Below are 19813 nucleotides of genomic sequence, written 5' to 3'. Positions count from 1 at the left end.
GAACCAAAAAGACTGCATTTGACGAAGTCCACAGCGTGTAGCTAAAATTTAGGTTTTATGATATATTTTATACATATTTATAAAATATTGATTATGATATATGCACTTTTTGCAACTTTGACGAAGTCCGCAGAGCGAAGGCGGGAAAAAGTTGAAGAAAAAACTTATTTTTGATAAAATATAGTTGTTTAGGTATATATTATTATTCATAAACATAATGCTCTTTGCATAGATTATAATATATACAATCTCTACATTGATTTTCACCCGCTATAAAAATTAACTCTCCATCTGCAATATGTTTTAATACTTTATCAAAATAATTAAAAAGTATGTTTTCTCCGTTATATCCTAATATAGTAAGTATTGTTTCTTTATCATCAAATTTTATATAGTGATTTTTTCTATTTACTACATTTTCTTCTTTATAAATACTAAAACCTAATTCGCATTTTTCTAGTTGATTAAATACATCAATGTTTTTATTTTCTTTAATTATATATTCTTCTATGGCATATTTTAAATATAGTAAAGGCTGTAAGTAATTATTAATTATATCATCATAATTATCAGATTTTTCAATTTTTTTTATATTGTAGCTGCTTCCTTTATAATCTATAATTCTTATTCCATTTATTGTTTTATCATTTCTATAACTTAAATCTATTCTGTCTATTCTGCCTTTAATTTTTACATCAAGTCCATTATAAGAATAAACTTTAACACCGCTAAAAGACTTTTCAAATTCAAATGGTATAAATCCATATTCTTCAATATTTTCTATTTCATTTGATATAAAATGCTTCATTATATTATTTATTTCATAAGTCATTATTTTTTTATCATTTTCATCAGTAATTTCTTTATGTTTTATTAAAGTATCTTCTATAACTTCTTTTGCTATATTGCTATAATTATCAAACTCTGAAGTTTTTAGTTTTAAATCACCATATTTATTTTTTATATTTTTGTAAAAATAATGAAATATATCATGATAAATACTTCCTCTCAATATTTTATCTATATCAACAAGTGCAGATGATACAGCTTCTATTTTACATTCATCATTATATAAAACTTTAGCAGGGCATTGCATTATATTAAGCAAGTAACTTACACTAATGCCATCTTTATTAAATAATTTTTTTTGTATTATTTCTATTGCATTGTTATTGGCATCATCATATTCATTTTTATTAATTTTATTATAAACACTTTTTGTAATCTCTTTTATATTAATTGGAAGTTTGTTGTTATTATTCAAATATTTTTCTTCTAAATTGTAATTTTCCCTTTCAAAAAATAAGCTCATCATATTTTCTTTTGAAGTGTGAATATTATCTGTTATATAATTTTTTCTATAAATAAAAGAGTTAATATCATTAAAATCTTTTATTCCAATTTCTGATGCTATATCTTCCAAATAATAAAATGGTATATCTAAATTTCCTTCATCATCTTTAAATCTAAAAGAAAAATAAACCTTACTATCATCTTCTAATGAAGAGAGTATATTTAAAAATAAATTATAATACATATCAGATAATAAACTTTGAGTATTAAATATATGTTTTTTATATTTATTATTAATTTCTTCTCTGAGTTTATTGCTCATAAAAAAAGTATTTGGCTTTCTCATTAAAAAATCATTATTCATACCTAATATAAATAAATGTTTTACTTTTATTCCTCTTGCATCATATAGATTGCTTAATGTTATAGCGTCATATTTGCTTTTATCTGTTTTTATGTAGCTGTCTTCTATTAATGTACTTAATGCTGAATAAAAATCATAATAATCTATTTTATCTTCATCTTCTGTTGCTTCAAGTTTTAGTATTAGTTCTATAAATAATCTTAATGTATTTTGATGAATGTTAATAATATTGTCATCTTTATAAATTAACTTATTATCAAATATTAAATCTACTTTTAAAAATTTTAATATTTCTATATATATTATTGCTATAGTTTTATAAGTGTTGGCATATATTAGTTTTTTTAATAATTCTATAAAATTTAGTATAAACTTATTATCTTTTACGTTTTTTACAAAATCATCTAATGGCATAATACTTACTATTTTTTCATTAGCATACAATGTATTTCTTAGGTTATAATTATTTATCTCTTCATTATTGCTTATAAAAGGAGATGATAATATTTTAATCAGGTTCTCTACATCAATTTTTATTTCCTCTTTTTTCTCAAGCACAGTAAATATAGACATTAATACAGGTATAAGAGGCATTTTCCATATAAAATTCCCCCTTCTTTCATTAAAATCAATATTACATTCTTTTAATCTTTCAACTAGAATATCATGATATTTATCAGCATCAGAATAAATTATATTAATATCTTCTAAAGAAATATTTGATTCTATTAGTTTTGTTATTTCATCTAATACAGTATCAACTTCTTGTTTTGTGCCAAATGCTGTTATTAATTTTATATCATCTTTTTTTATATTTTTCTTACTTATTAATGATTTTGCAAAATTTGATATATTATAAGTATTTATATTATAATCATTAAAATAACTCTTAAAGTTTTTTATGCATTCCTCTGCTAAAAATATGTTTATTTTTATGTTGTATGAAGTTCGTATTGTATTTAAGAATATGCTATATAAATGAGGTAGGCTTTCAAAGTTATATATATTTATTTCATCATAATTATATTGTACCTTTTTATTTTTTAATGCATTAATAAAATATTCAAATGCATCAAACTCATCGATAGCATTAATTGAAGCATTTTTAAGTTTATATATTTCTATGATTTTATTTATATCTTTTAAATGCTCATCATCAAAAATTATCTTTTCATTACACATCAATTTAGCAAAACTAATCTCTTCTAAAAAAGAATATAAACTTGAAGCTAATTGATAAGTAATAACCTGTTTAGATAATATTGATTTTGTATTTTTTTGTGCGAACTCATTTATAGCAGAATGCATATTTACTATAGCAATAGCTTTTTCTAACATACAAACATTATTTTCTATAGAATATTTTTTTAAAAAATTATCTATACTGTTTTTATAGAATTCATATATTGTTTTATAATTTGTGATGTCAAGGCTATAATATTTTCCATTTTCTTTTATAAGATAATTATCTCTTGCTTTAGAGTTTGGAAACAAAAATAATTTATTCATGCTATAAAAAATCCATAGTTTTAATTTATTTTTTATAATAAACTAAAATACCATTTAATCAAGTATTTAACTTAATATAAAAAAGTAGCATCTCCATACGAGAAGAAATGATAATTATTTTCTAAAGCAATTTTGTATGCATTCATAATATTATCATAACCAGCAAAAGCACTCACCATAGCAAGAAGAGTAGAGTGCGGGGTGTGGAAGTTTGTAATGAGAGCATCTATGCATTTAAACTTATATGGAGGATATATAAAAATATTTGTAGAGCCTTCTAATCTATTAAAATTAAAATCATTATATTCGCTTTCCAAAACCCTTGCCACAGTTGTACCGCAGGATACTATTCTTTTTCCATCTTTTTTAGCATTTATTATTATACTAGCGGTTTCTTTTTGTATAGAAAATCTCTCTTCATGCATAATATGTTTTTTTAAATCTTCTTCTTTTATAGGGTTAAAAGTAGAAAAAACAACATGCAAAGTAACATAGCAAATTGTAATGCCAAGAGATTTAATTTTTTCTAAAAGCTCTTTAGTAAAATGAAGTCCTGAAGTAGGAGAAGCAATACTTCCCTCGTTTTTAGCATATACATTTTGATAGAACTCTTTATCTTTATCGTTATATTCTTCTTCACCTCTTTTCTTTCTGCTTTGTATTATGTAGGGGGGAAGAGGTATTTTACCAATTCTATCTAATATATTTGAAGTGAGCGGTTTTGAGAACTTTATTAATTTTGTTGATATATTATCTTTTATTATAAAAGCTTCTATTATTCCAATATTTTCTATATGGCTATAATCTAAATATAATACATCATTTTCTTTTATGTTTTTTCCTTTTATTAAGCATTCCCATAAATCTTCACTGTTATTGAATTTATTTAGAAGAAGTATCTCAGAATTACCTCCTGTATTTTTTTTAGCGTATATTCTTGCAGGGATTACTTTACTGTCATTGAGAACTAATATATCATCTTTATTTAAATAATTAATAATATCTGAGAAAATTTTATGTTCTACTTCTCCTGTATTTTTGTTGATTGTCATTAACTTGCAATGGTCTCTTTCATAGTTTGGAGTTGTTGCTATTAAATTGTCTGGTAAATAAAAATTATAAGTTTCTCTATTTAAATAATCTATCATAAAATATTTCTCTTTTGTAAAAAATTAAATCTAAAAAATTAAAAAGTTACTATTATTCTTCTTTGTCTTAAAAATTTCGTTAAAGTCTTCTTGCTTACAGAATTGTATTTTAATATAGCATATTCATCATTAATTTTTTTTATGTTCATGCCTTTTCTGTTTGCTTCATAAACTATCTCTTCAAGTTTGTCTTTATCTTTTATATTTATCAAAGTAATGTTTTCGTATATTGAAGATATAATTCCTCTTTCATACCATCTGTTAATATTACTTTCTACATGTTTTGGTATTGTAAGCGAATATTCATTTAATACAGATTTTAATTTGCTTAAAAAATTATTAAAACTATAATCAGACTCAGTATCATTTATAATAGTTTTTGCTTTTAATATTTTGTCTTCTGTGATTTTATAAGTATAAACGCTTTCATTTTTTTCAAGCTCAAAATATAAATTACACATATAAATAAAATCATCATCAAAAGCATTATGATTAATTAAGGTTATTTCAAAATTGCCATTAATAAAACATTTTTTTGCATTATTTTTTATATCTTTTACACTTTTTAATGCAACAATAGCTCCTTCATAAAAAGAAGCTTCTACAAGTCCGAAAATAAACATTGTATATAATATATTATTGTATGTTTCTGGAGATATAGTGTTTTTTTCTTTGAGTTCTAATAGCAATTTGGTTTTAGAAATATTTTCATTATTTTCTAATATTTGAAGTATTTTATTTTGATATTCCATATGATTTTTAAATATTTGTTTTAATATGGTATCTCTTCTTTTTTCTATATTAAGTGATAAGAATTTTTTTACATTATCACTTTCTAATGAAATAAAACCTTTATTATCTATCACTATTAAATCAAGTTTTAAGCAAATATCTATGATTGTGTTATAATCTATATTGCTGCTAAAAACTTCTAAATTAATATTATCTATATTTATTTTTTGAATATCTACTTCATAAATAAAGTTTTCTATATCATTTAATATATTAAGGTGATTATATATAAAAACAGAAGAAGCCACATTGTCTTCAAGAGATTTTTCTATAGTGTTTAATACATTTGTATTATTAATAGCTATAAATGCATTTTCACTTTCTTTTGTAAAATATAATGTAACAATATTAGCCTTGCATAAATCCAATAATTCATCATTAGTAATTTTTATTTTTGTATTTTCTATTATTCCTCCATTTTCATATATGGATATTATTTTTTTAAGATATTTTTTGTATGTTGTAGCATTATATTTAACATCAATATAATTTTCTATTTTTTTAGTATTGTCTTTTAGAATAATTGTTTCTAATAATTCTCTTATGTTTGGTAAAAAGTTTAATGTATCATCATTAGCATTAAGTTTTCTTCTTTTCATTTTTAAATATAAAAGCCCAGATTTTTTTATATCATCAACATAATTAAAAAACATAGGTAATTGCTTTTGACCATATTTAAGAGAATATGCAATATCTATAGAATTGATTTCTTTATCATAATTTTTTATAATAAAATAAACAATTTCTTTTTCTTCTTTATTTAAAAGAAAGAACTTATACGAAATTAAAGATATATTATCAGTTTTATTTTGCAAATCTTCTATATTTTTTGCTTTCCAAATTTTTAATAATTCTTTTAATGTATCTTTTGATATTTGGCTATACATAATATATATTCACTTATTTTATAATAAAGTATTTAAAGAAACCTTGAGGCACATCATCAGGTCTTTTTGATTGTATCCAAGCAATCATAGGCTGACCCTTAATAAGTCTGTAAGGTACAAGTCCCCACATTCTGCTGTCGCAGCTTTGATCCCTATTATCTCCCATGACAAAGAAATAATCTTCAGGTACATTGTATATATATTCATCGGGTCTGTCTTTTGCATAAGGTATATATATATTCATCCAAAAAAATAGTTTAATATCATCGCTAACTATTTTATCATTAATATATACTTCAAAAGATTTAAGGTCATTATAATAATCTTCCCTATCAACTATTTTTTTAAATATTATAATATCACCTTTTTTTGGTACATAAACAGGTCCATATATATCTATAATAGGTACGAAGTCTCTTTCCCCATAATAAAAATAACCCCATTTATCTTCTATTTCATTTCCATTTATAATTATCTTTTTTTCTCTAATTTCAACAGTTTCTCCAGCAGTAGCAATTACTCTTTTAACAAACTCTTTTCTAGGGTCTAAATCTACAGCTTTAAGCCCAAAGAATAATTTAGCAGGAGCAAGATGCTTTCCTCCTGTGAGTTTTTCTCCTATAAAGTCTGCCACTAAAAATCTCGGGTCCCAATTAAAAGGAGTAAGTGAAAATACCATTACAGGCAATTTTAACATCTGTACCAAAGGTGAAGGTTCATAATATGGCATAGAAGATTCGCATCCAAAAGTAGAAGAAGGAGGCGCTCTAAATACAACTAAATCTCCCCTTTGAGGTGATTTGATTTTAGGAAGTCTATATCCTAAAAGTCCGTCTGTAAATGGAAGTTTTACGCCATATACGAATCTATTTGCAAATAACCTATCTCCAGGCATGATAATTGGTATCATAGAACCTGTTGGAATTTGATAGTTTTGTATTAAAAATGTGTTTATAATGAGCACTATTACTATTGCGTATAAAATTTCTTTTAATGTATGTTTAAAAGTTTTGCATTCGCCTATTATGATATCTGTAATATTTTTTATAGGGTTTTCCATAAAATTAAGCACCTTCTCTAAATATTAATGTAGTATTATATAATAACACTCATAAAAAATCAACTTGATACTATGTTATATATAATTATTTATTTATAATAAAGTCATTTTTTATAATATATTGCTGTAATTTTGATATTTGACTTTATATTTTTATGATATATTATCTTAAAAATAATGTTTAAAAAATGGTAATTAAATTATGAATAAAAAAATTATACTACTAATAATATTTTTAAACATAGTTTTATCTTCCTGTATTATTAATTTAAGCACTTCTTCGATTTTTACAAAAGGCAACATATATACAGGAGCTTGGGCTGGATATTTATATGGAGCTGATAATATACATGGTAATTCTATTATAAGAATTGCTTCTGACGGTACTATGCAGTTTAAAGATCAATATAACCTTACTATAGATTTTTATAAGTATGATATTGTATATAGAACTGTTTCTGGGAATGATGTGTATGATGCAACTAAATATGTATATGATAGGGGAGATAGTGTTACTTACTATTTAACTATTGAATTTGTAAAGAGTAGTTATAATGAAAGTATTTATATAGCTAATGTTGGTTTAGTAGAGAAAAGAAATATAATGAATGATAAAATATACAGTGGTATTTTTAATAGATATTAATTAATTTTGAAGGTTATAATAATATATGTCATCAAATCACATAGGCAAAGATCTTACAGAATCAAAGGTATCTACCACACTTATCACACTTTTGATACCAATATTATTATCAAACACATTGAATGTTGTTTATAACATAGTAGATAGCATATGGATAGGAAATATTATAGGACCTCTTGGACTTTCTGCTGTTGCCGTGAGTTTTCCAATAACACTTATGATGGGTTCTTTTGCTTTTGGGGTCAATATGGCTAATGGGGTTATAGTATCACAATATTATGGTGCTAAAGATTATGATAGTGTTAGTTATGTAATAAAAGTATCTACCACTTTGGGAGTTATTATACTTTTTACTGTTGGCTCATTAATGTTTATATTTGCTAAAAAAATATTAATAATAATGAACACCCCAAAAGATGCTTTAGATATGGCCGTTATTTATTTGAGAATATCTATAATAGGTTTGCCGTTTGCATATTCTTATTTTTTTATATCTTCTATACTTAGGGCTATTGGGGACACTGTGAGGCCTTTAATATTTTTGATAGTATCATCTGTTATTAATGTTATATTAGACCCAATATTAATAAAGGGCTTTTTTATAATTCCAGCAATGGGGCTTAAGGGGGCTGCTATAGCTACTGTAATATCTCAATGTATTTCTGTGTTAATAAGCACATCATATTTAAAAATAAAAAATAGCTTTATAAAAATTAATCCTTTTATATTTACATTTGATATTAAAATAACTAAAAAGATAATGAAATTAGCAATTCCAATTTCATCGAATCAATTTATAGTGGCTTTCGGCTGGCTTATAATAACAAGACTTATAAGCAGTTTTGGAGATGCTGCAAGTGCTACGGTTGCTATAGTAAATAGGGTAGAATCTTTATTTATTATGCCTATAGGGGCTTTAGGTAATGCTGTTATGACAATGTCAGCACAAAATATCGGAGCTAATAAATTTGATAGGGTAAAAGAAATTTTTAAAAACGGCATTGTTATTGGTATAATTATCTCTTCTGTGATGAGCATATTTTCTATAGTTAATCCTCATTTACTAGTTAATATGTTTACGAAAGATTTAGAAGTTTTTGAATATTCTAAGAGTTATATTTATACTATAATGCCTATATTTATATTTTATTCAATTATGTTTGTATGCAATGGTATAATTAATGGTGCTGGTAAAACTATAGTAATAATGATTTTTAGCACTTCTACTACACTTATTTTAAGAACCATATTAGCTTATGTATTATCAGGAAAATTTGCACTTGTTGGAATATGGGCATCTATGGGTATTTGTTATATAATAAATACTTTGTTTAGTTTATATTATTATAAATCTAATAAATGGCAAAAAAACTCAAATATCACACAATAGATAAAAAATTTATTTAAAAATTATTTATTCTATAAAAGTTAATTCTTTAGTATAAGGTATTTGGAATTTCATATTTTGTATTGTAAAAGTTAAAGTAATTTTAGCAGAGCATTTGAAGTTTTTATTTTTTATACTTCCAAAGGCTGTAGTAAATACATCAATATATTTAGCATTAAACTCCATATTAACATCTTTTGATTGTTTAGAAGGTATTTTTAGAGTTTGAATAGTGTTTGCACTTGTAAAAACTTTATTATCTGTATTAATTAATTCTATATCTATTCTTTCTAATGGCAATTCAAAAGGAAAATTATTTTTTATATTTAGAAGCACATCTAAAGTAATATCTTTAAAAGTTATACTTGCAATAGAAGCTTTTTTTACTTTTATATCTGGTTTATTTTCTTCTATATATTCTCTTGTAATTTCTCTTGCTGTATTTTGTAATGTTTCGCATGAAGATAATATAAATAATAAAGATATTAAGACAATAGATAATTTTTTGATATTTTTCATAGAATGAGCTTCCTTGATTTTAATTTTGTTATAGAACTAAAAATCTATTTATATTGGATTATATATAATTTATAATAGTATTGCAACTTTTGTATATTAAGATTTCATATTTAAAATTATTTTTTATGATATGTTAATAACATTTAGTAAAAATATTTCATTAGAATTAAAAAACTTAAATAAAATTTTATTTATAGTATTGACATTATTTTTATTTGTATTATATTGAGTTTCATTAAAAAATTAATGCAATAGCTCGAGTAATGGATATTCTTTGCAGGTGTATCTGTTGACTAAGAAAGGCTTATTATTAATCTATAATTAGCTAGAACGAAAAAAACCCTATGCGGGTAAGCGACGAGTAAACTGCGTTTTATACGTTAACATGTATATACGTAATTTTACGGAGGCTATTGTAAATATACGCATAGGGGGTCGTGTGATGGGCGATAATATTATCGTATCTTTAAAAAATATCAATGTATCTTATGGTGAAAATACCATACTTGAAAATCTTAATTTAGACATCAAAGACAAAGAGTTTCTCACTCTTTTAGGACCTTCAGGCTGCGGTAAAACAACTATACTTAGAACTATAGCAGGTTTTGTTAAGCCAGATTATGGAGAGGTATTATTTGACGGTAAGGTGATAAATAATACTCAGCCCTACAAAAGGGAAGTAAATACTGTTTTTCAAAGATATGCTTTGTTTCCGCATCTTAATGTGTTTGAAAATATTGCTTTTGGTCTTAATCTCAAAAAGGTTCCTAAAGCAGATATTAAAGATAGAGTTCATCAAATGCTGAAGATGGTGAACTTAGAAAATTACGGAAATAGAAATATCAATAATTTATCAGGCGGTCAGCAGCAGAGGGTAGCTATTGCAAGGGCATTAATAAATAAGCCGAGGGTTTTACTTCTTGATGAGCCTTTAGGAGCATTAGATTTAAAACTTAGAAAAGAGATGCAAATAGAGCTTAAAAAAATTCAGCAGTCATTAGAGATTACTTTTGTATATGTTACTCATGACCAAGAAGAAGCTTTAACTATGAGTGATACGGTTGCTGTTATGAAAGACGGAGAGATACTTCAGATTGGCACTCCTCAAGATATATACAATGAACCAAAGAATGCATTCATAGCAGATTTTATTGGAGAGAGCAATATTATAGATGGTATTATGCATGAAGATTATTTAGTTGAGTTTGCGGGTTATGTATTTAATTGTGTTGATAAGGGTTTTGAAAAGTTAGAGAAAGTTGATGTTGTTATTCGTCCGGAAGATATAATAGTAGTGCCTGCTGATAATGCTAATATATCTGGACTTGTGGAATCTGCTATATTTAAGGGTGTTCATTATGAGATGATACTTGATGCTCATGGTTATAAATGGATTATACATTCTACAGAGAAATGGGAAGCTGGTACTGAGATTGGCATTGATGTAGCTAAAGAAAATATTCATATAATGAAAAGAGAGGAAGAGGAGGTGCTTTTATGAAAACAAAAATACCTGCTATACCTTATCTTATTTGGACTTTAGTTTTTATATTGGTGCCTTTAATTTTGGTTATATATTTTGCTTTTACTAATCAGAGGGGTGATTTTACTATAAAAAATTTTGCAGATGTTTCTACATTTGCCCCTGTTATAATGCGTTCTGTGATGCTTGCTTTTGTGTCTACTTTGGTATGTTTGATACTTGCTTATCCATTATCTTATTATATATCAAGACAAAATAAAACAGTTCAGCATGCACTTATAATGCTTGTAATGCTTCCTATGTGGATGAACTTTTTATTAAGAACATATGCTTGGATGACTATATTAGAGCAAAATGGTTTAATTAATAAGACTTTAATTTTTTTCGGGCTTTCACCTGTAAAACTTATAAACACTCAATGGGCTGTGCTTATAGGAATGATATATAACTATTTGCCTTTTATGATACTTCCTCTATATTCTGTAATGACAAAGATACATAAGAGTTTAATAGAGGCTTCTCAAGATTTGGGTGCTAATTCTTTTAATGTATTTACAAAAGTTGTTTTTCCTTTAAGTTTGCCGGGTATGGCTTCTGGTGTTACTATGGTGTTTGTGGCAGCTGTTAGTACATTTGTAATTTCCCGTATGCTTGGTGGAGGCTCCAACATACTTATAGGTGATTTGATAGAGATGCAATTTTTAGGAATGTCTTATAATCCTAATTTGGGGTCTGCTATTAGTTTGGTTTTAATAGTAATTTCATTATGTGCTATACTTCTTATGCAGCAGATTGATGATGATGTAGAGGGTATGCTATTATGATAAAAAAAATACTCTCTAGAACATATATTGCTTTTATATTTTTATTTTTATATGCTCCTATAGCTATACTAATATTTTTCTCTTTCAATAAAGCAAGAGGACGCGGAGTTTTTACGGGGTTTACTTTTGAATGGTATGAAAGACTTTTTTCAAATGATTTGATATTAACTTCTTTTTTTAACACAATCATAGTAGCTGCTGTTTCATCTGTACTTGCTACAATTATAGGAACTATGGCTGCTATTGGAATAAGTTCTTTCAACAAAAAAATGAAAAGTGCTATTATGGGTGTTACCTACATATCTATAATTAATCCTGAAATAGTGACAGGTGTTTCATTAATGCTTTTGTTTGTAATAATGAAATTGAAATTCGGTTTTACAACTTTAATACTTGCTCATATTACTTTTAATATACCTTATGTAATATTGAATGTTCTTCCAAAATTAAGACAGCAGGATAATAGTTTGTATGAAGCAGCATTAGATTTGGGATGCACTCCTACTTTGGCTTTTTGGAAGGTTGTAATTCCTGATATATTTCCTGGTATTATAGCTGGTTTTTTAATGGCTCTTACTTATTCTTTAGATGATTTTGTTGTAAGTTATTTTACTTCTGGCATCACTTCTCAAACTCTTCCTATAACAATTTATTCTATGACTAGAAAAAGAGTAAGCCCAGAAATTAATGCTATATCTACTGTAATATTTACTATAGTTCTTATCACTTTAGTTATTATCAATATTAAAGAGATAAAAAAAGAAAAATATTTAACACAATTAAAAAGAAAATTCAATAAAAATAATTAATAGTTAAAAGGAGAATAATAAAAAATGAAAAAATTATTTTTTAGTTTTGCATTAGTTTCTATGTGTTTTTATTCATTGAATGCTCAGAGACTTGATACTAGCAAGCTCGATTTAAACTACTATCAGAAGTTTAAAGATAAGAATATGTCTTTAAATGTATACAACTGGGGCGAGTATATATCTGATGGTTCTGATGAATCTATGGATATTAATAAAGAGTTTGAAGAGCTTACAGGTATAAAAGTAAATTACTCAACTTTTGCTTCAAATGAAGAGCTTTATGTAAAATTAAAAGTTGGCGGCATTGCTTATGATATAATAATACCTTCAGATTATATGATAGCAAAATTGATAAAAGAAAACCTCATACAAAAAATAAATTATAATAATATACCAGCTGCTAAAAATATAGACAAGAGATTTTATAAACAACTTTATGACCCAACAGGCGAATATTCTGTAGCATATACTTGGGGAATCAATGGAATAATATATAATACAAAAAAAGTAACAGAAGATATAGTAGACTGGGATATACTTTTTAATGATAAATATAAAGGCCAAATACTTATGTATTATAACCTAAGAGATGCTTTTGGAGTGGCACAGGCTTATTTAAACTATTCATTAAACACTACTAATGAAATGGAATTAAGAGAGACTGCAAGAATATTAAAAGAGCAAAAACCTTTGGTTCAGGCTTATGTAATGGACGAAATATATGACAAAATGGAGGCAGGTGAGGCGGCACTTGGTGTTTATTATGCTGGAGATTCTCTTTCTATGATAGACAATAATCCTGATTTAAAATTTGTTATACCAGAGAATGGAGCTAATTTATTTGTAGATGCTATATGTATACCTTCAAATGCTCAAAATGTTGAGGCTGCTGAGCTTTATATAAATTTCTTATGCGAGGCAGAAGTTGCTTTAGCTAATATAGAGTATATTAATTACGGCTCTCCTAATAATGCTGCTATAGAAATTATGAGCGAAGAAGTAAAAAATAATCCTTTAATATATCCGCCTGCTGAGGTTCTTGATAATTGCGAAGTTTATATAACATTGCCAGATGAGACAAACTTGCTTATGGAAGAGCTTTGGAATGAGATATTATCAGATGATTCAACTTACGGCGGTTGGGTTGTTCCTATATCTTTGGCGGTAGTTGTAGCTTTATGTGTAGCTATAATAGTTTTGAGAAAGAAGAAGAGAAGAGAAAATTAATAATTATTTTCATAGAAAACAAAAGCATGTATTTTACGTACATGCTTTTTTATTGCATTTATTTATACTTAAATAACTATATTTTGTCATATAAGTTTTTATTTTAATTATTTGCGGCTACTAGCCCCACAGTTCTTTTGAAACGAACGGTAGCACCAACCTATTAAATGAATATAATAGAAATAGTGCTATAACATTTTTATTCTGTTCTTAAAAATATTAATTGCTGCAAAATTTTAATTTAATATTGATAATATTGACAAGCCTAGTTATATATAAAAAAAATGCAAACTTTTTTATAAAAATTTTAAATAAATTATAATATACAGTTTAAGTAGCTATAAAGGTATATAGCACAATATTAATTTTAAAAGCATATTTGCCGTTTTTTGTGATTTGTTTGACAGAATTATCAATAAGCTAATACAAGTATAATTTATATAAAATTTAACAAAATATCGTTAAAAAATATACAATAACTATTTTATGTATATATTTTTCATTGTATTAATTATTTTAGCTTTTCTGATTTCTATGGCATTTTTATCCCAATTAGATTTAATAGTTCCCGTTTTTTTATTGAGATATTTATTAATAATTTCTTCCTGCTGTTTAAGCTTTTTAAATTCTTCTTGATCATTATAACCTTTTAGTTTTTTGCAAAAAATTGAATTTTTCAATGCATTATTAATATCTTTATCTAAAAGCAGACAATTTCCCAAACTATTTATTAAATTTTTAAATTTACCGTCATATCTACCAAATCCATGATCTTTTTTATTCGGATGCTCAATGGGTGCTATATGCTCTATACTAATATTATGCATTTTTTTATCATCATCGTATCTTAATTCTTTTCCCAATAAATAATTTTCATATTTCCATAATATAAATTTTATAGTATGATTAGATATTTCATAATTAAGATATTCTTCATATCTCTTGTTGCTCCAAGCAAAATATTCATCTTCAAATGCTTTTAACATATCATTTACAAAATCATTTATATTATAATCATCATTATCATCAGCCAATCTATAGTAGTATTTCCATCTTAATTCGGAAGATATTTTTTTCTAGTATTTATAACTCTGCTTCTTATTAATATATTTTCTATCATTTCTATAAAATCTTTTTTTGTCTTTTCATCTACATTGTTTTTATACGGAAATATTATTAAAGGATATATATCAACATTAATGCCTAATGATATTATAGAATGTATATAAAAATATTTTTTATCTTCATTTACAAATTTTACTAAATATTCTCCATTTTTAACCAATGTATTTACAAAATCATTTATAAAGTCTATTTTTGTATTGAAATCATATCCATAATCTTTAATTTTTTTAGGAACTTCTTCATCATTTTTGGAATTTAAATATTTTCTTATATGTTCTATGCCTCTTTCTTTCAAATCGCTAAAAAATGTTTTTACAGCTATTTCTAAAAAATTATTCTCGCTTAAAATATCCTCTATCTTTGAAATACTTTTAAAAATTTCCTCAAATTTTGAACTAATATCATTTATAATTTCTTCTTTTTTATTTGAATTAATATATATGGTATGTATAAATAAAGATTTGAGTATATCCAAATTGGTAGGATTTTTGCCTCTGTCATTTTCATATATAAACATTTGCACCGCTTGGGATTTTGTGCTTACGACATACTCGCTGCAGCGGGATTTCATAATAATATCAAACATATCTTTAAGTTTATCTTTTTTATTTTTTAATTCATTAGTGAAAATTTTATATGCATTATGCATTCGTTTTTGAGATAAAGTAATCAAATCTCTTTTACTTATATTATTTTCGATTATTTTTCTAAAATTATTGTTATCAAATGAAACTGTTGAAAATTTATTTTTTATAGAATCATAAATATCTTTTATATCGTTATCCAATATATTATTTTTATTCATAATGTTTATAATGGAAGCCATAAATATTACTATAGTAGTAAGTCTTTGCTGTCCGTCTATAATATAATAGGTATCAGAATTATCATGCTTCTCAAATAAAAAATGCCCCATATAATACTCAATTTCTTTATTTCCAATATATTCTTCTATATCTGAAAGAAATCTTTTTATTTGATCTTCTTCCCAAGAATATGCCCTTTGATAATCTGGAATTTCTATTTCTTTTTTATTATTATCATTAAACAATTCATTTATATTTATAAAAGACATAATAATCTCCTTAAATTAAATATATTTATAAGCACCTGATAAAACAAACTTATCAAGTGCTTAAATTTAACCCCAATTATAAAGCAGGTGCATGTCTTCCCTTATTTGCTCCATTTGGATGTTTAGAACAATAATTAGATGTTAAATCAGATATGGAATTATATTTCCTACCGCAGTATTTGCAGAAATATTGAGTTTTTTCACTTCCTTCATAAAGTTTATGCCTTCCCTTATTTGCTCCATCAGGATGTCTAGAACAAGAACCAGATGTTAAACTAAATATAGAATTATATTTCCTACCGCAATATTCACAGTAAAAATTTTGAGCCATAAAAAGCCTCCTTAAAATAAATTTTTATTATTAAATTTTTGAAAAATATTGAAAGTTTTGCAATTGATTTAATTGTTTTATAAAAGAAATTTAAATATATAAAGTTATTAAATAATTCTGATAGTTTTTTAATGTATAATAATTTCTGCAATAGCAAAGACAGGCAGTTAAAAAGATTATAAATGCCCTTAAAAAATATTTTAAATAAAAAGTTTAAATTAGTGCGGTGCGGTGCGGTGCGGTGCGGTGCGGTGCGGTGCGGTGCGGTGCGGTGCGGTGCGGTGCGGTGCGGTGCGGTGCGGTGCGGTGCGGTGCGGTGCGGTGCGGTTTATATTTTCTAAACTAAACATAATATTCATAATACCGTAAGTCTAAGATATTTTTATGTTTTGTCAAGCATTTTTTTATATTAATTTTAGAAAAATATTAAAATATTTCTATTTCTAATGCATAATTATCGCTATTTTTTAAAGCATAATTATTTGAAACTCTGTTAATTCCATAAGGATTTAAATATACTGCAGCTATTATTAAATCACATTATGCCCATCTTCTTTCTTTGCGATAATTTAAAGCCGTAAGCATCATGACCTGGATAAAGCAATGTATCATCTGGAAGTTTGTATATTATATTTGTTATGCTGTTTTCAAGTTCCTCATAGTTTCCAGTAACAAAATCTGTTCTTCCTATACCATAAGCAAATATAGTATCTCCGCAAAATAAGTGTCCCTCTGTATAATAGCAAACTCCTCCTCTTGTGTGCCCCGGAGTATGTATTACCTTAAACTCTTTGTCTTTTAACTTAAAAGTATCCCCATCATTAAACTTTATTTCTGGGCTTTGGCATGTTATACCTCTTCCAAAATAACCGCTTGCATTTAAGTTAGCATCTTGAAAGAAATCATAATCATCTTTGTGTACAGCATGCTTTGTATCTTTGTAAATCTCTCTTATATCATCAGCACCAGACATATGGTCAAAATGCCCATGCGTAAACAATACATTAACAAGTTTTTTGCCTTCTAATAATTTTGTATAATCATCATATCCAAATGACAATTTAGCAATATCTATTATAATAGCTTCATCTTCTACAGAAACTATATAAGAGTTCATTCCATACATATTTGTGTTAATACAGCTTACTTTTAATTCACTCATTATTTTTCTCCATAATTTTTATTTAGATTTATAATCAGTTAAATATATATCTATATTATCAAATATTCCAGTAATAGAATTATATTTTATTATTTTTCTTGATTCATCATTCTCTTCTATATATGCTCCCATTTTTGGAAGAAATATAGAAAAAGGTATGCCTTCAATTTTTACTTCCATTTCATAAGCATTTTTTTGATTGGTGTTAATATCTATTTTTTTTATTCCATTATATATAACATAAGCTCTAAGCTTACTGTCTGGGCTTGATGTTGGCATAATAATATTCATTTGGTTAGTAGAGCCTATTGGATAAGCTCTTGCAATTTGATATATTCCATACATAGAAAATATTGCCAAACTTCCTGCATCGTTTGTATAGTCTACTTTTTTTCTTATATCAAATGTATATTCAATATTTCCAAACTCATAATAATCGATATTTTTTGCATACACTGTTCTCATATTTTTTAAATCTATTGTGTAGTAATTTTCTGATTTTCTTACATTAGTTAGAAAAGTTTCTTTCAATTTGAAAGGGTCTTTTAAATTGTTCGTTACATTTCCTTTAATATAAGTTTCTTTTATATTCCAGTAATTTTTATCGATAGAAGTTTCTGTGTATATAATTATTGCTTTATCTTTTTTAGAAGATATTCCTTTGTAGGTAAAATATTCATTTTGAGGTAAATTTTTTATATTGGTATATGAATAGTATTGTGCATTTAAAATATTAAATGTAAATACTGCAAAAATAATTATTAATCTTTTCATTATTATATAATAAACTTAATAGTACAAATTTCAATATAGAAAAAGAAAAAATATATTATTTACCGCACGCAGAGTATGTTTTTAATATATAGGTGAGTTAATAATGGTAATTTTTTTATAGGTATAAATGCATCAACCGTGCGTTAAATGGAATTATAATAATTAATAAAAACTTGGGTGGGTTTTGCATTTTTTAATGAAATAATAAGAAAAAGTTTGTTTGTTGTTTGAAAATGGAGTAAAAAATATATAGGGCGGGTTGTGTAAATAAAATTCATTATATTTAATTGACATAGTGTAAAAAAGCACTATACTTATGTATGGGCAAAATATTTATTCTTATATAAGTTCATAATACGGATGAATGTTTCTACCAATTACCTAAATAATTGACTATAAGTTTTATGCCTTATTTAAATTAAAGGGGTGATTTATATGTCAAGTCTATTTATAAAAAATGTGTTTAGGAGTATGAGATATTGGACATTTTTTAGTATAAAAAAAGCAGTATCCTTGTTATAATATTTTGAACAAAAAAGAAATAAAAGGATACTACTATGAAAAGAGATTATAGCACAGAATTTAAATTATTTATAGTGGATGAAGCATTAAAAACTAAAAATATTAAAAGATTTTTAAAGAGACAAGAAATACCTAAATCCACTTTTTATGCTTGGCTTAAAAAATATAAAGACACTGGAACTGTCGCTAATTTTAGTACTAAGCCAAAAACTTCTCCAAATATCTTTAATAATCAAAAAGCTATTAATTTAATTATTGAACTCTATACTAAAGAATATCGAGGTAAGCATTATATTAAAGCATATTTAAATCGTGAAGGCATTAAGATAGGTGTTACAGCTATAGAGAATGTACTAAAAAGAAATAATCTTTGGAGATATAAAACAAAAAAGAAAAAGAAGCGATATGATAAACGAAAATTTGTCTCTAAAATACAAAAAGAGGGCAAAATAGTTCAAATAGACACTAAATATATCAAATTAGGCAGAAAAACAGTTTATCAATTCACTGCAGTAGATTTAGCTACACGCTATAGTTGGAGGCAAATCTATGAGGATAAAACACCTTATAGTGCTTTATCTTTCTTAAAATATGTCTTAAAAACTTCACCTTTTAAGATACAGGCTATACAAACGGACAATGGTATAGAATATACTTATCGCTGTATTAATACTCCTAAAATAAATATTTTTGATGAATACTGCTTAAAAAATAAATTAGAGAGGAGATATATTCCTATAGCAACACCAAGATACAATGGCGTAGTAGAAAGAGTACACGGCATAGACGAAAGAGAATTTTATTCACGATTAAATAAAAATATCACAGTAGAATTATTGAGAGAAAAATTAAAAGAATATACACATTATTGATTTA

At 25.5% G+C, this 19813-nt stretch carries 17 protein-coding genes and 1 riboswitch; of the genes, 7 read left to right on the top strand and 10 right to left on the bottom strand.

Features of this window, described 5'->3' with window-relative positions; all coding sequences use genetic code 11:
- Positions 1–202: 202 nt before the first annotated feature.
- From EPJ72_RS06090 to lepB, 4 genes are all read right to left on the bottom strand, one after another.
- Complete coding sequence (locus tag EPJ72_RS06090) at positions 203–3166, bottom strand: PD-(D/E)XK nuclease family protein (protein WP_147731312.1); 2964 nt, start codon at positions 3164–3166, stop codon at positions 203–205.
- Between the two features lie 71 nt (positions 3167–3237).
- Entirely contained in the window at positions 3238–4314 is a 1077-nt protein-coding gene (queA, locus tag EPJ72_RS06085; protein ID WP_147731311.1) for a tRNA preQ1(34) S-adenosylmethionine ribosyltransferase-isomerase QueA, read from the bottom strand.
- A gap of 38 nt (positions 4315–4352) precedes the next feature.
- On the bottom strand, positions 4353–5993 hold the full coding sequence (locus tag EPJ72_RS06080; protein WP_147731310.1) for a hypothetical protein: 1641 nt from the start codon (positions 5991–5993) through the stop codon (positions 4353–4355).
- 13 nt (positions 5994–6006) lie between these two features.
- Positions 6007–7053, bottom strand: coding sequence for a signal peptidase I (gene lepB / locus EPJ72_RS06075; protein WP_147731309.1), 1047 nt, complete (start codon positions 7051–7053; stop codon positions 6007–6009).
- A 202-nt stretch (positions 7054–7255) separates the two neighbouring features.
- Here lepB and EPJ72_RS06070 point away from each other — a divergent pair, with 202 nt between their 5' ends.
- Both EPJ72_RS06070 and EPJ72_RS06065 read left to right on the top strand, forming a co-directional pair.
- Entirely contained in the window at positions 7256–7699 is a 444-nt protein-coding gene (locus EPJ72_RS06070; protein WP_147731308.1) for a hypothetical protein, read from the top strand.
- A 25-nt stretch (positions 7700–7724) separates the two neighbouring features.
- Positions 7725–9089: an MATE family efflux transporter gene (locus EPJ72_RS06065; protein WP_147731307.1), complete on the top strand. Its 1365-nt coding sequence runs from the start codon at positions 7725–7727 to the stop codon at positions 9087–9089.
- Between the two features lie 24 nt (positions 9090–9113).
- On the opposite strand, the gene EPJ72_RS06060 is transcribed toward EPJ72_RS06065, so the two are convergent.
- Positions 9114–9605, bottom strand: a complete 492-nt coding sequence (locus EPJ72_RS06060) for a hypothetical protein (protein WP_147731306.1) — start codon at positions 9603–9605, stop codon at positions 9114–9116.
- Positions 9606–10047: 442 nt separating this feature from the next.
- Here EPJ72_RS06060 and EPJ72_RS06055 point away from each other — a divergent pair, with 442 nt between their 5' ends.
- The 4 genes from EPJ72_RS06055 to EPJ72_RS06040 are packed head-to-tail and all read left to right on the top strand — an operon-like array spanning position 10048 to position 13948.
- Positions 10048–11106: an ABC transporter ATP-binding protein gene (locus tag EPJ72_RS06055; RefSeq protein WP_147731305.1), complete on the top strand. Its 1059-nt coding sequence runs from the start codon at positions 10048–10050 to the stop codon at positions 11104–11106.
- On the top strand, positions 11103–11912 hold the full coding sequence (locus EPJ72_RS06050; RefSeq protein ID WP_147731304.1) for an ABC transporter permease: 810 nt from the start codon (positions 11103–11105) through the stop codon (positions 11910–11912). The genes EPJ72_RS06055 and EPJ72_RS06050 overlap by 4 nt, the downstream gene beginning before the upstream one ends.
- Positions 11909–12721: an ABC transporter permease gene (locus tag EPJ72_RS06045; protein ID WP_147731303.1), complete on the top strand. Its 813-nt coding sequence runs from the start codon at positions 11909–11911 to the stop codon at positions 12719–12721. The genes EPJ72_RS06050 and EPJ72_RS06045 overlap by 4 nt, the downstream gene beginning before the upstream one ends.
- 24 nt (positions 12722–12745) lie before the next feature.
- Positions 12746–13948: an ABC transporter substrate-binding protein gene (locus tag EPJ72_RS06040; protein WP_147731302.1), complete on the top strand. Its 1203-nt coding sequence runs from the start codon at positions 12746–12748 to the stop codon at positions 13946–13948.
- A 479-nt stretch (positions 13949–14427) separates the two neighbouring features.
- Here EPJ72_RS06040 and EPJ72_RS06035 read toward each other — a convergent pair whose 3' ends face one another.
- The 5 genes from EPJ72_RS06035 to EPJ72_RS06015 all read right to left on the bottom strand — a co-directional run bounded on the left by EPJ72_RS06035 (position 14428) and on the right by EPJ72_RS06015 (position 18415).
- Positions 14428–14982: an HNH endonuclease family protein gene (locus EPJ72_RS06035; RefSeq protein ID WP_147731301.1), complete on the bottom strand. Its 555-nt coding sequence runs from the start codon at positions 14980–14982 to the stop codon at positions 14428–14430.
- 20 nt (positions 14983–15002) lie between these two features.
- Positions 15003–16148: a DUF262 domain-containing protein gene (locus EPJ72_RS06030; RefSeq protein ID WP_147731300.1), complete on the bottom strand. Its 1146-nt coding sequence runs from the start codon at positions 16146–16148 to the stop codon at positions 15003–15005.
- Between the two features lie 76 nt (positions 16149–16224).
- Entirely contained in the window at positions 16225–16479 is a 255-nt protein-coding gene (locus EPJ72_RS06025; RefSeq protein ID WP_147731299.1) for a hypothetical protein, read from the bottom strand.
- A gap of 535 nt (positions 16480–17014) precedes the next feature.
- A complete protein-coding gene (locus tag EPJ72_RS06020; protein WP_147731298.1) occupies positions 17015–17641 on the bottom strand; it encodes an MBL fold metallo-hydrolase in 627 nt (208 codons plus the stop codon).
- A gap of 18 nt (positions 17642–17659) precedes the next feature.
- On the bottom strand, positions 17660–18415 hold the full coding sequence (locus tag EPJ72_RS06015) for a hypothetical protein (RefSeq protein ID WP_147731297.1): 756 nt from the start codon (positions 18413–18415) through the stop codon (positions 17660–17662).
- Between the two features lie 319 nt (positions 18416–18734).
- Positions 18735–18831: riboswitch (purine riboswitch) on the top strand.
- Between the two features lie 141 nt (positions 18832–18972).
- Here EPJ72_RS06015 and EPJ72_RS06010 point away from each other — a divergent pair.
- Entirely contained in the window at positions 18973–19809 is an 837-nt protein-coding gene (locus tag EPJ72_RS06010; RefSeq protein WP_147731296.1) for a DDE-type integrase/transposase/recombinase, read from the top strand.
- Positions 19810–19813 lie beyond the last annotated feature (4 nt).

Origin of the sequence: Brachyspira pilosicoli, assembly GCF_008016535.1 — a bacterium.
Taxonomy (GTDB): domain Bacteria; phylum Spirochaetota; class Brachyspiria; order Brachyspirales; family Brachyspiraceae; genus Brachyspira; species Brachyspira pilosicoli_A.
Note: the sequence above shows the minus strand (reverse complement) of the source record. Positions and strands in the feature narration are given on the sequence as shown.

What these genes read in the sequence shown, in the direction of transcription:
- EPJ72_RS06015 (WP_147731297.1), bottom strand. Translation starts at nt 18,415, where the DNA reads ATGAAAAGATTAATAATTATTTTTGCAGTATTTACATTTAATATTTTA.
- EPJ72_RS06055 (WP_147731305.1), top strand. Translation starts at nt 10,048, where the DNA reads ATGGGCGATAATATTATCGTATCTTTAAAAAATATCAATGTATCTTAT.
- EPJ72_RS06010 (WP_147731296.1), top strand. Translation starts at nt 18,973, where the DNA reads ATGAAAAGAGATTATAGCACAGAATTTAAATTATTTATAGTGGATGAA.
- EPJ72_RS06025 (WP_147731299.1), bottom strand. Translation starts at nt 16,479, where the DNA reads ATGGCTCAAAATTTTTACTGTGAATATTGCGGTAGGAAATATAATTCT.
- EPJ72_RS06050 (WP_147731304.1), top strand. Translation starts at nt 11,103, where the DNA reads ATGAAAACAAAAATACCTGCTATACCTTATCTTATTTGGACTTTAGTT.
- EPJ72_RS06090 (WP_147731312.1), bottom strand. Translation starts at nt 3,166, where the DNA reads ATGAATAAATTATTTTTGTTTCCAAACTCTAAAGCAAGAGATAATTAT.
- EPJ72_RS06080 (WP_147731310.1), bottom strand. Translation starts at nt 5,993, where the DNA reads ATGTATAGCCAAATATCAAAAGATACATTAAAAGAATTATTAAAAATT.
- EPJ72_RS06030 (WP_147731300.1), bottom strand. Translation starts at nt 16,148, where the DNA reads ATGTCTTTTATAAATATAAATGAATTGTTTAATGATAATAATAAAAAA.
- lepB (WP_147731309.1), bottom strand. Translation starts at nt 7,053, where the DNA reads ATGGAAAACCCTATAAAAAATATTACAGATATCATAATAGGCGAATGC.
- EPJ72_RS06040 (WP_147731302.1), top strand. Translation starts at nt 12,746, where the DNA reads ATGAAAAAATTATTTTTTAGTTTTGCATTAGTTTCTATGTGTTTTTAT.
- EPJ72_RS06045 (WP_147731303.1), top strand. Translation starts at nt 11,909, where the DNA reads ATGATAAAAAAAATACTCTCTAGAACATATATTGCTTTTATATTTTTA.
- EPJ72_RS06065 (WP_147731307.1), top strand. Translation starts at nt 7,725, where the DNA reads ATGTCATCAAATCACATAGGCAAAGATCTTACAGAATCAAAGGTATCT.
- queA (WP_147731311.1), bottom strand. Translation starts at nt 4,314, where the DNA reads ATGATAGATTATTTAAATAGAGAAACTTATAATTTTTATTTACCAGAC.
- EPJ72_RS06060 (WP_147731306.1), bottom strand. Translation starts at nt 9,605, where the DNA reads ATGAAAAATATCAAAAAATTATCTATTGTCTTAATATCTTTATTATTT.
- EPJ72_RS06070 (WP_147731308.1), top strand. Translation starts at nt 7,256, where the DNA reads ATGAATAAAAAAATTATACTACTAATAATATTTTTAAACATAGTTTTA.
- EPJ72_RS06020 (WP_147731298.1), bottom strand. Translation starts at nt 17,641, where the DNA reads ATGAGTGAATTAAAAGTAAGCTGTATTAACACAAATATGTATGGAATG.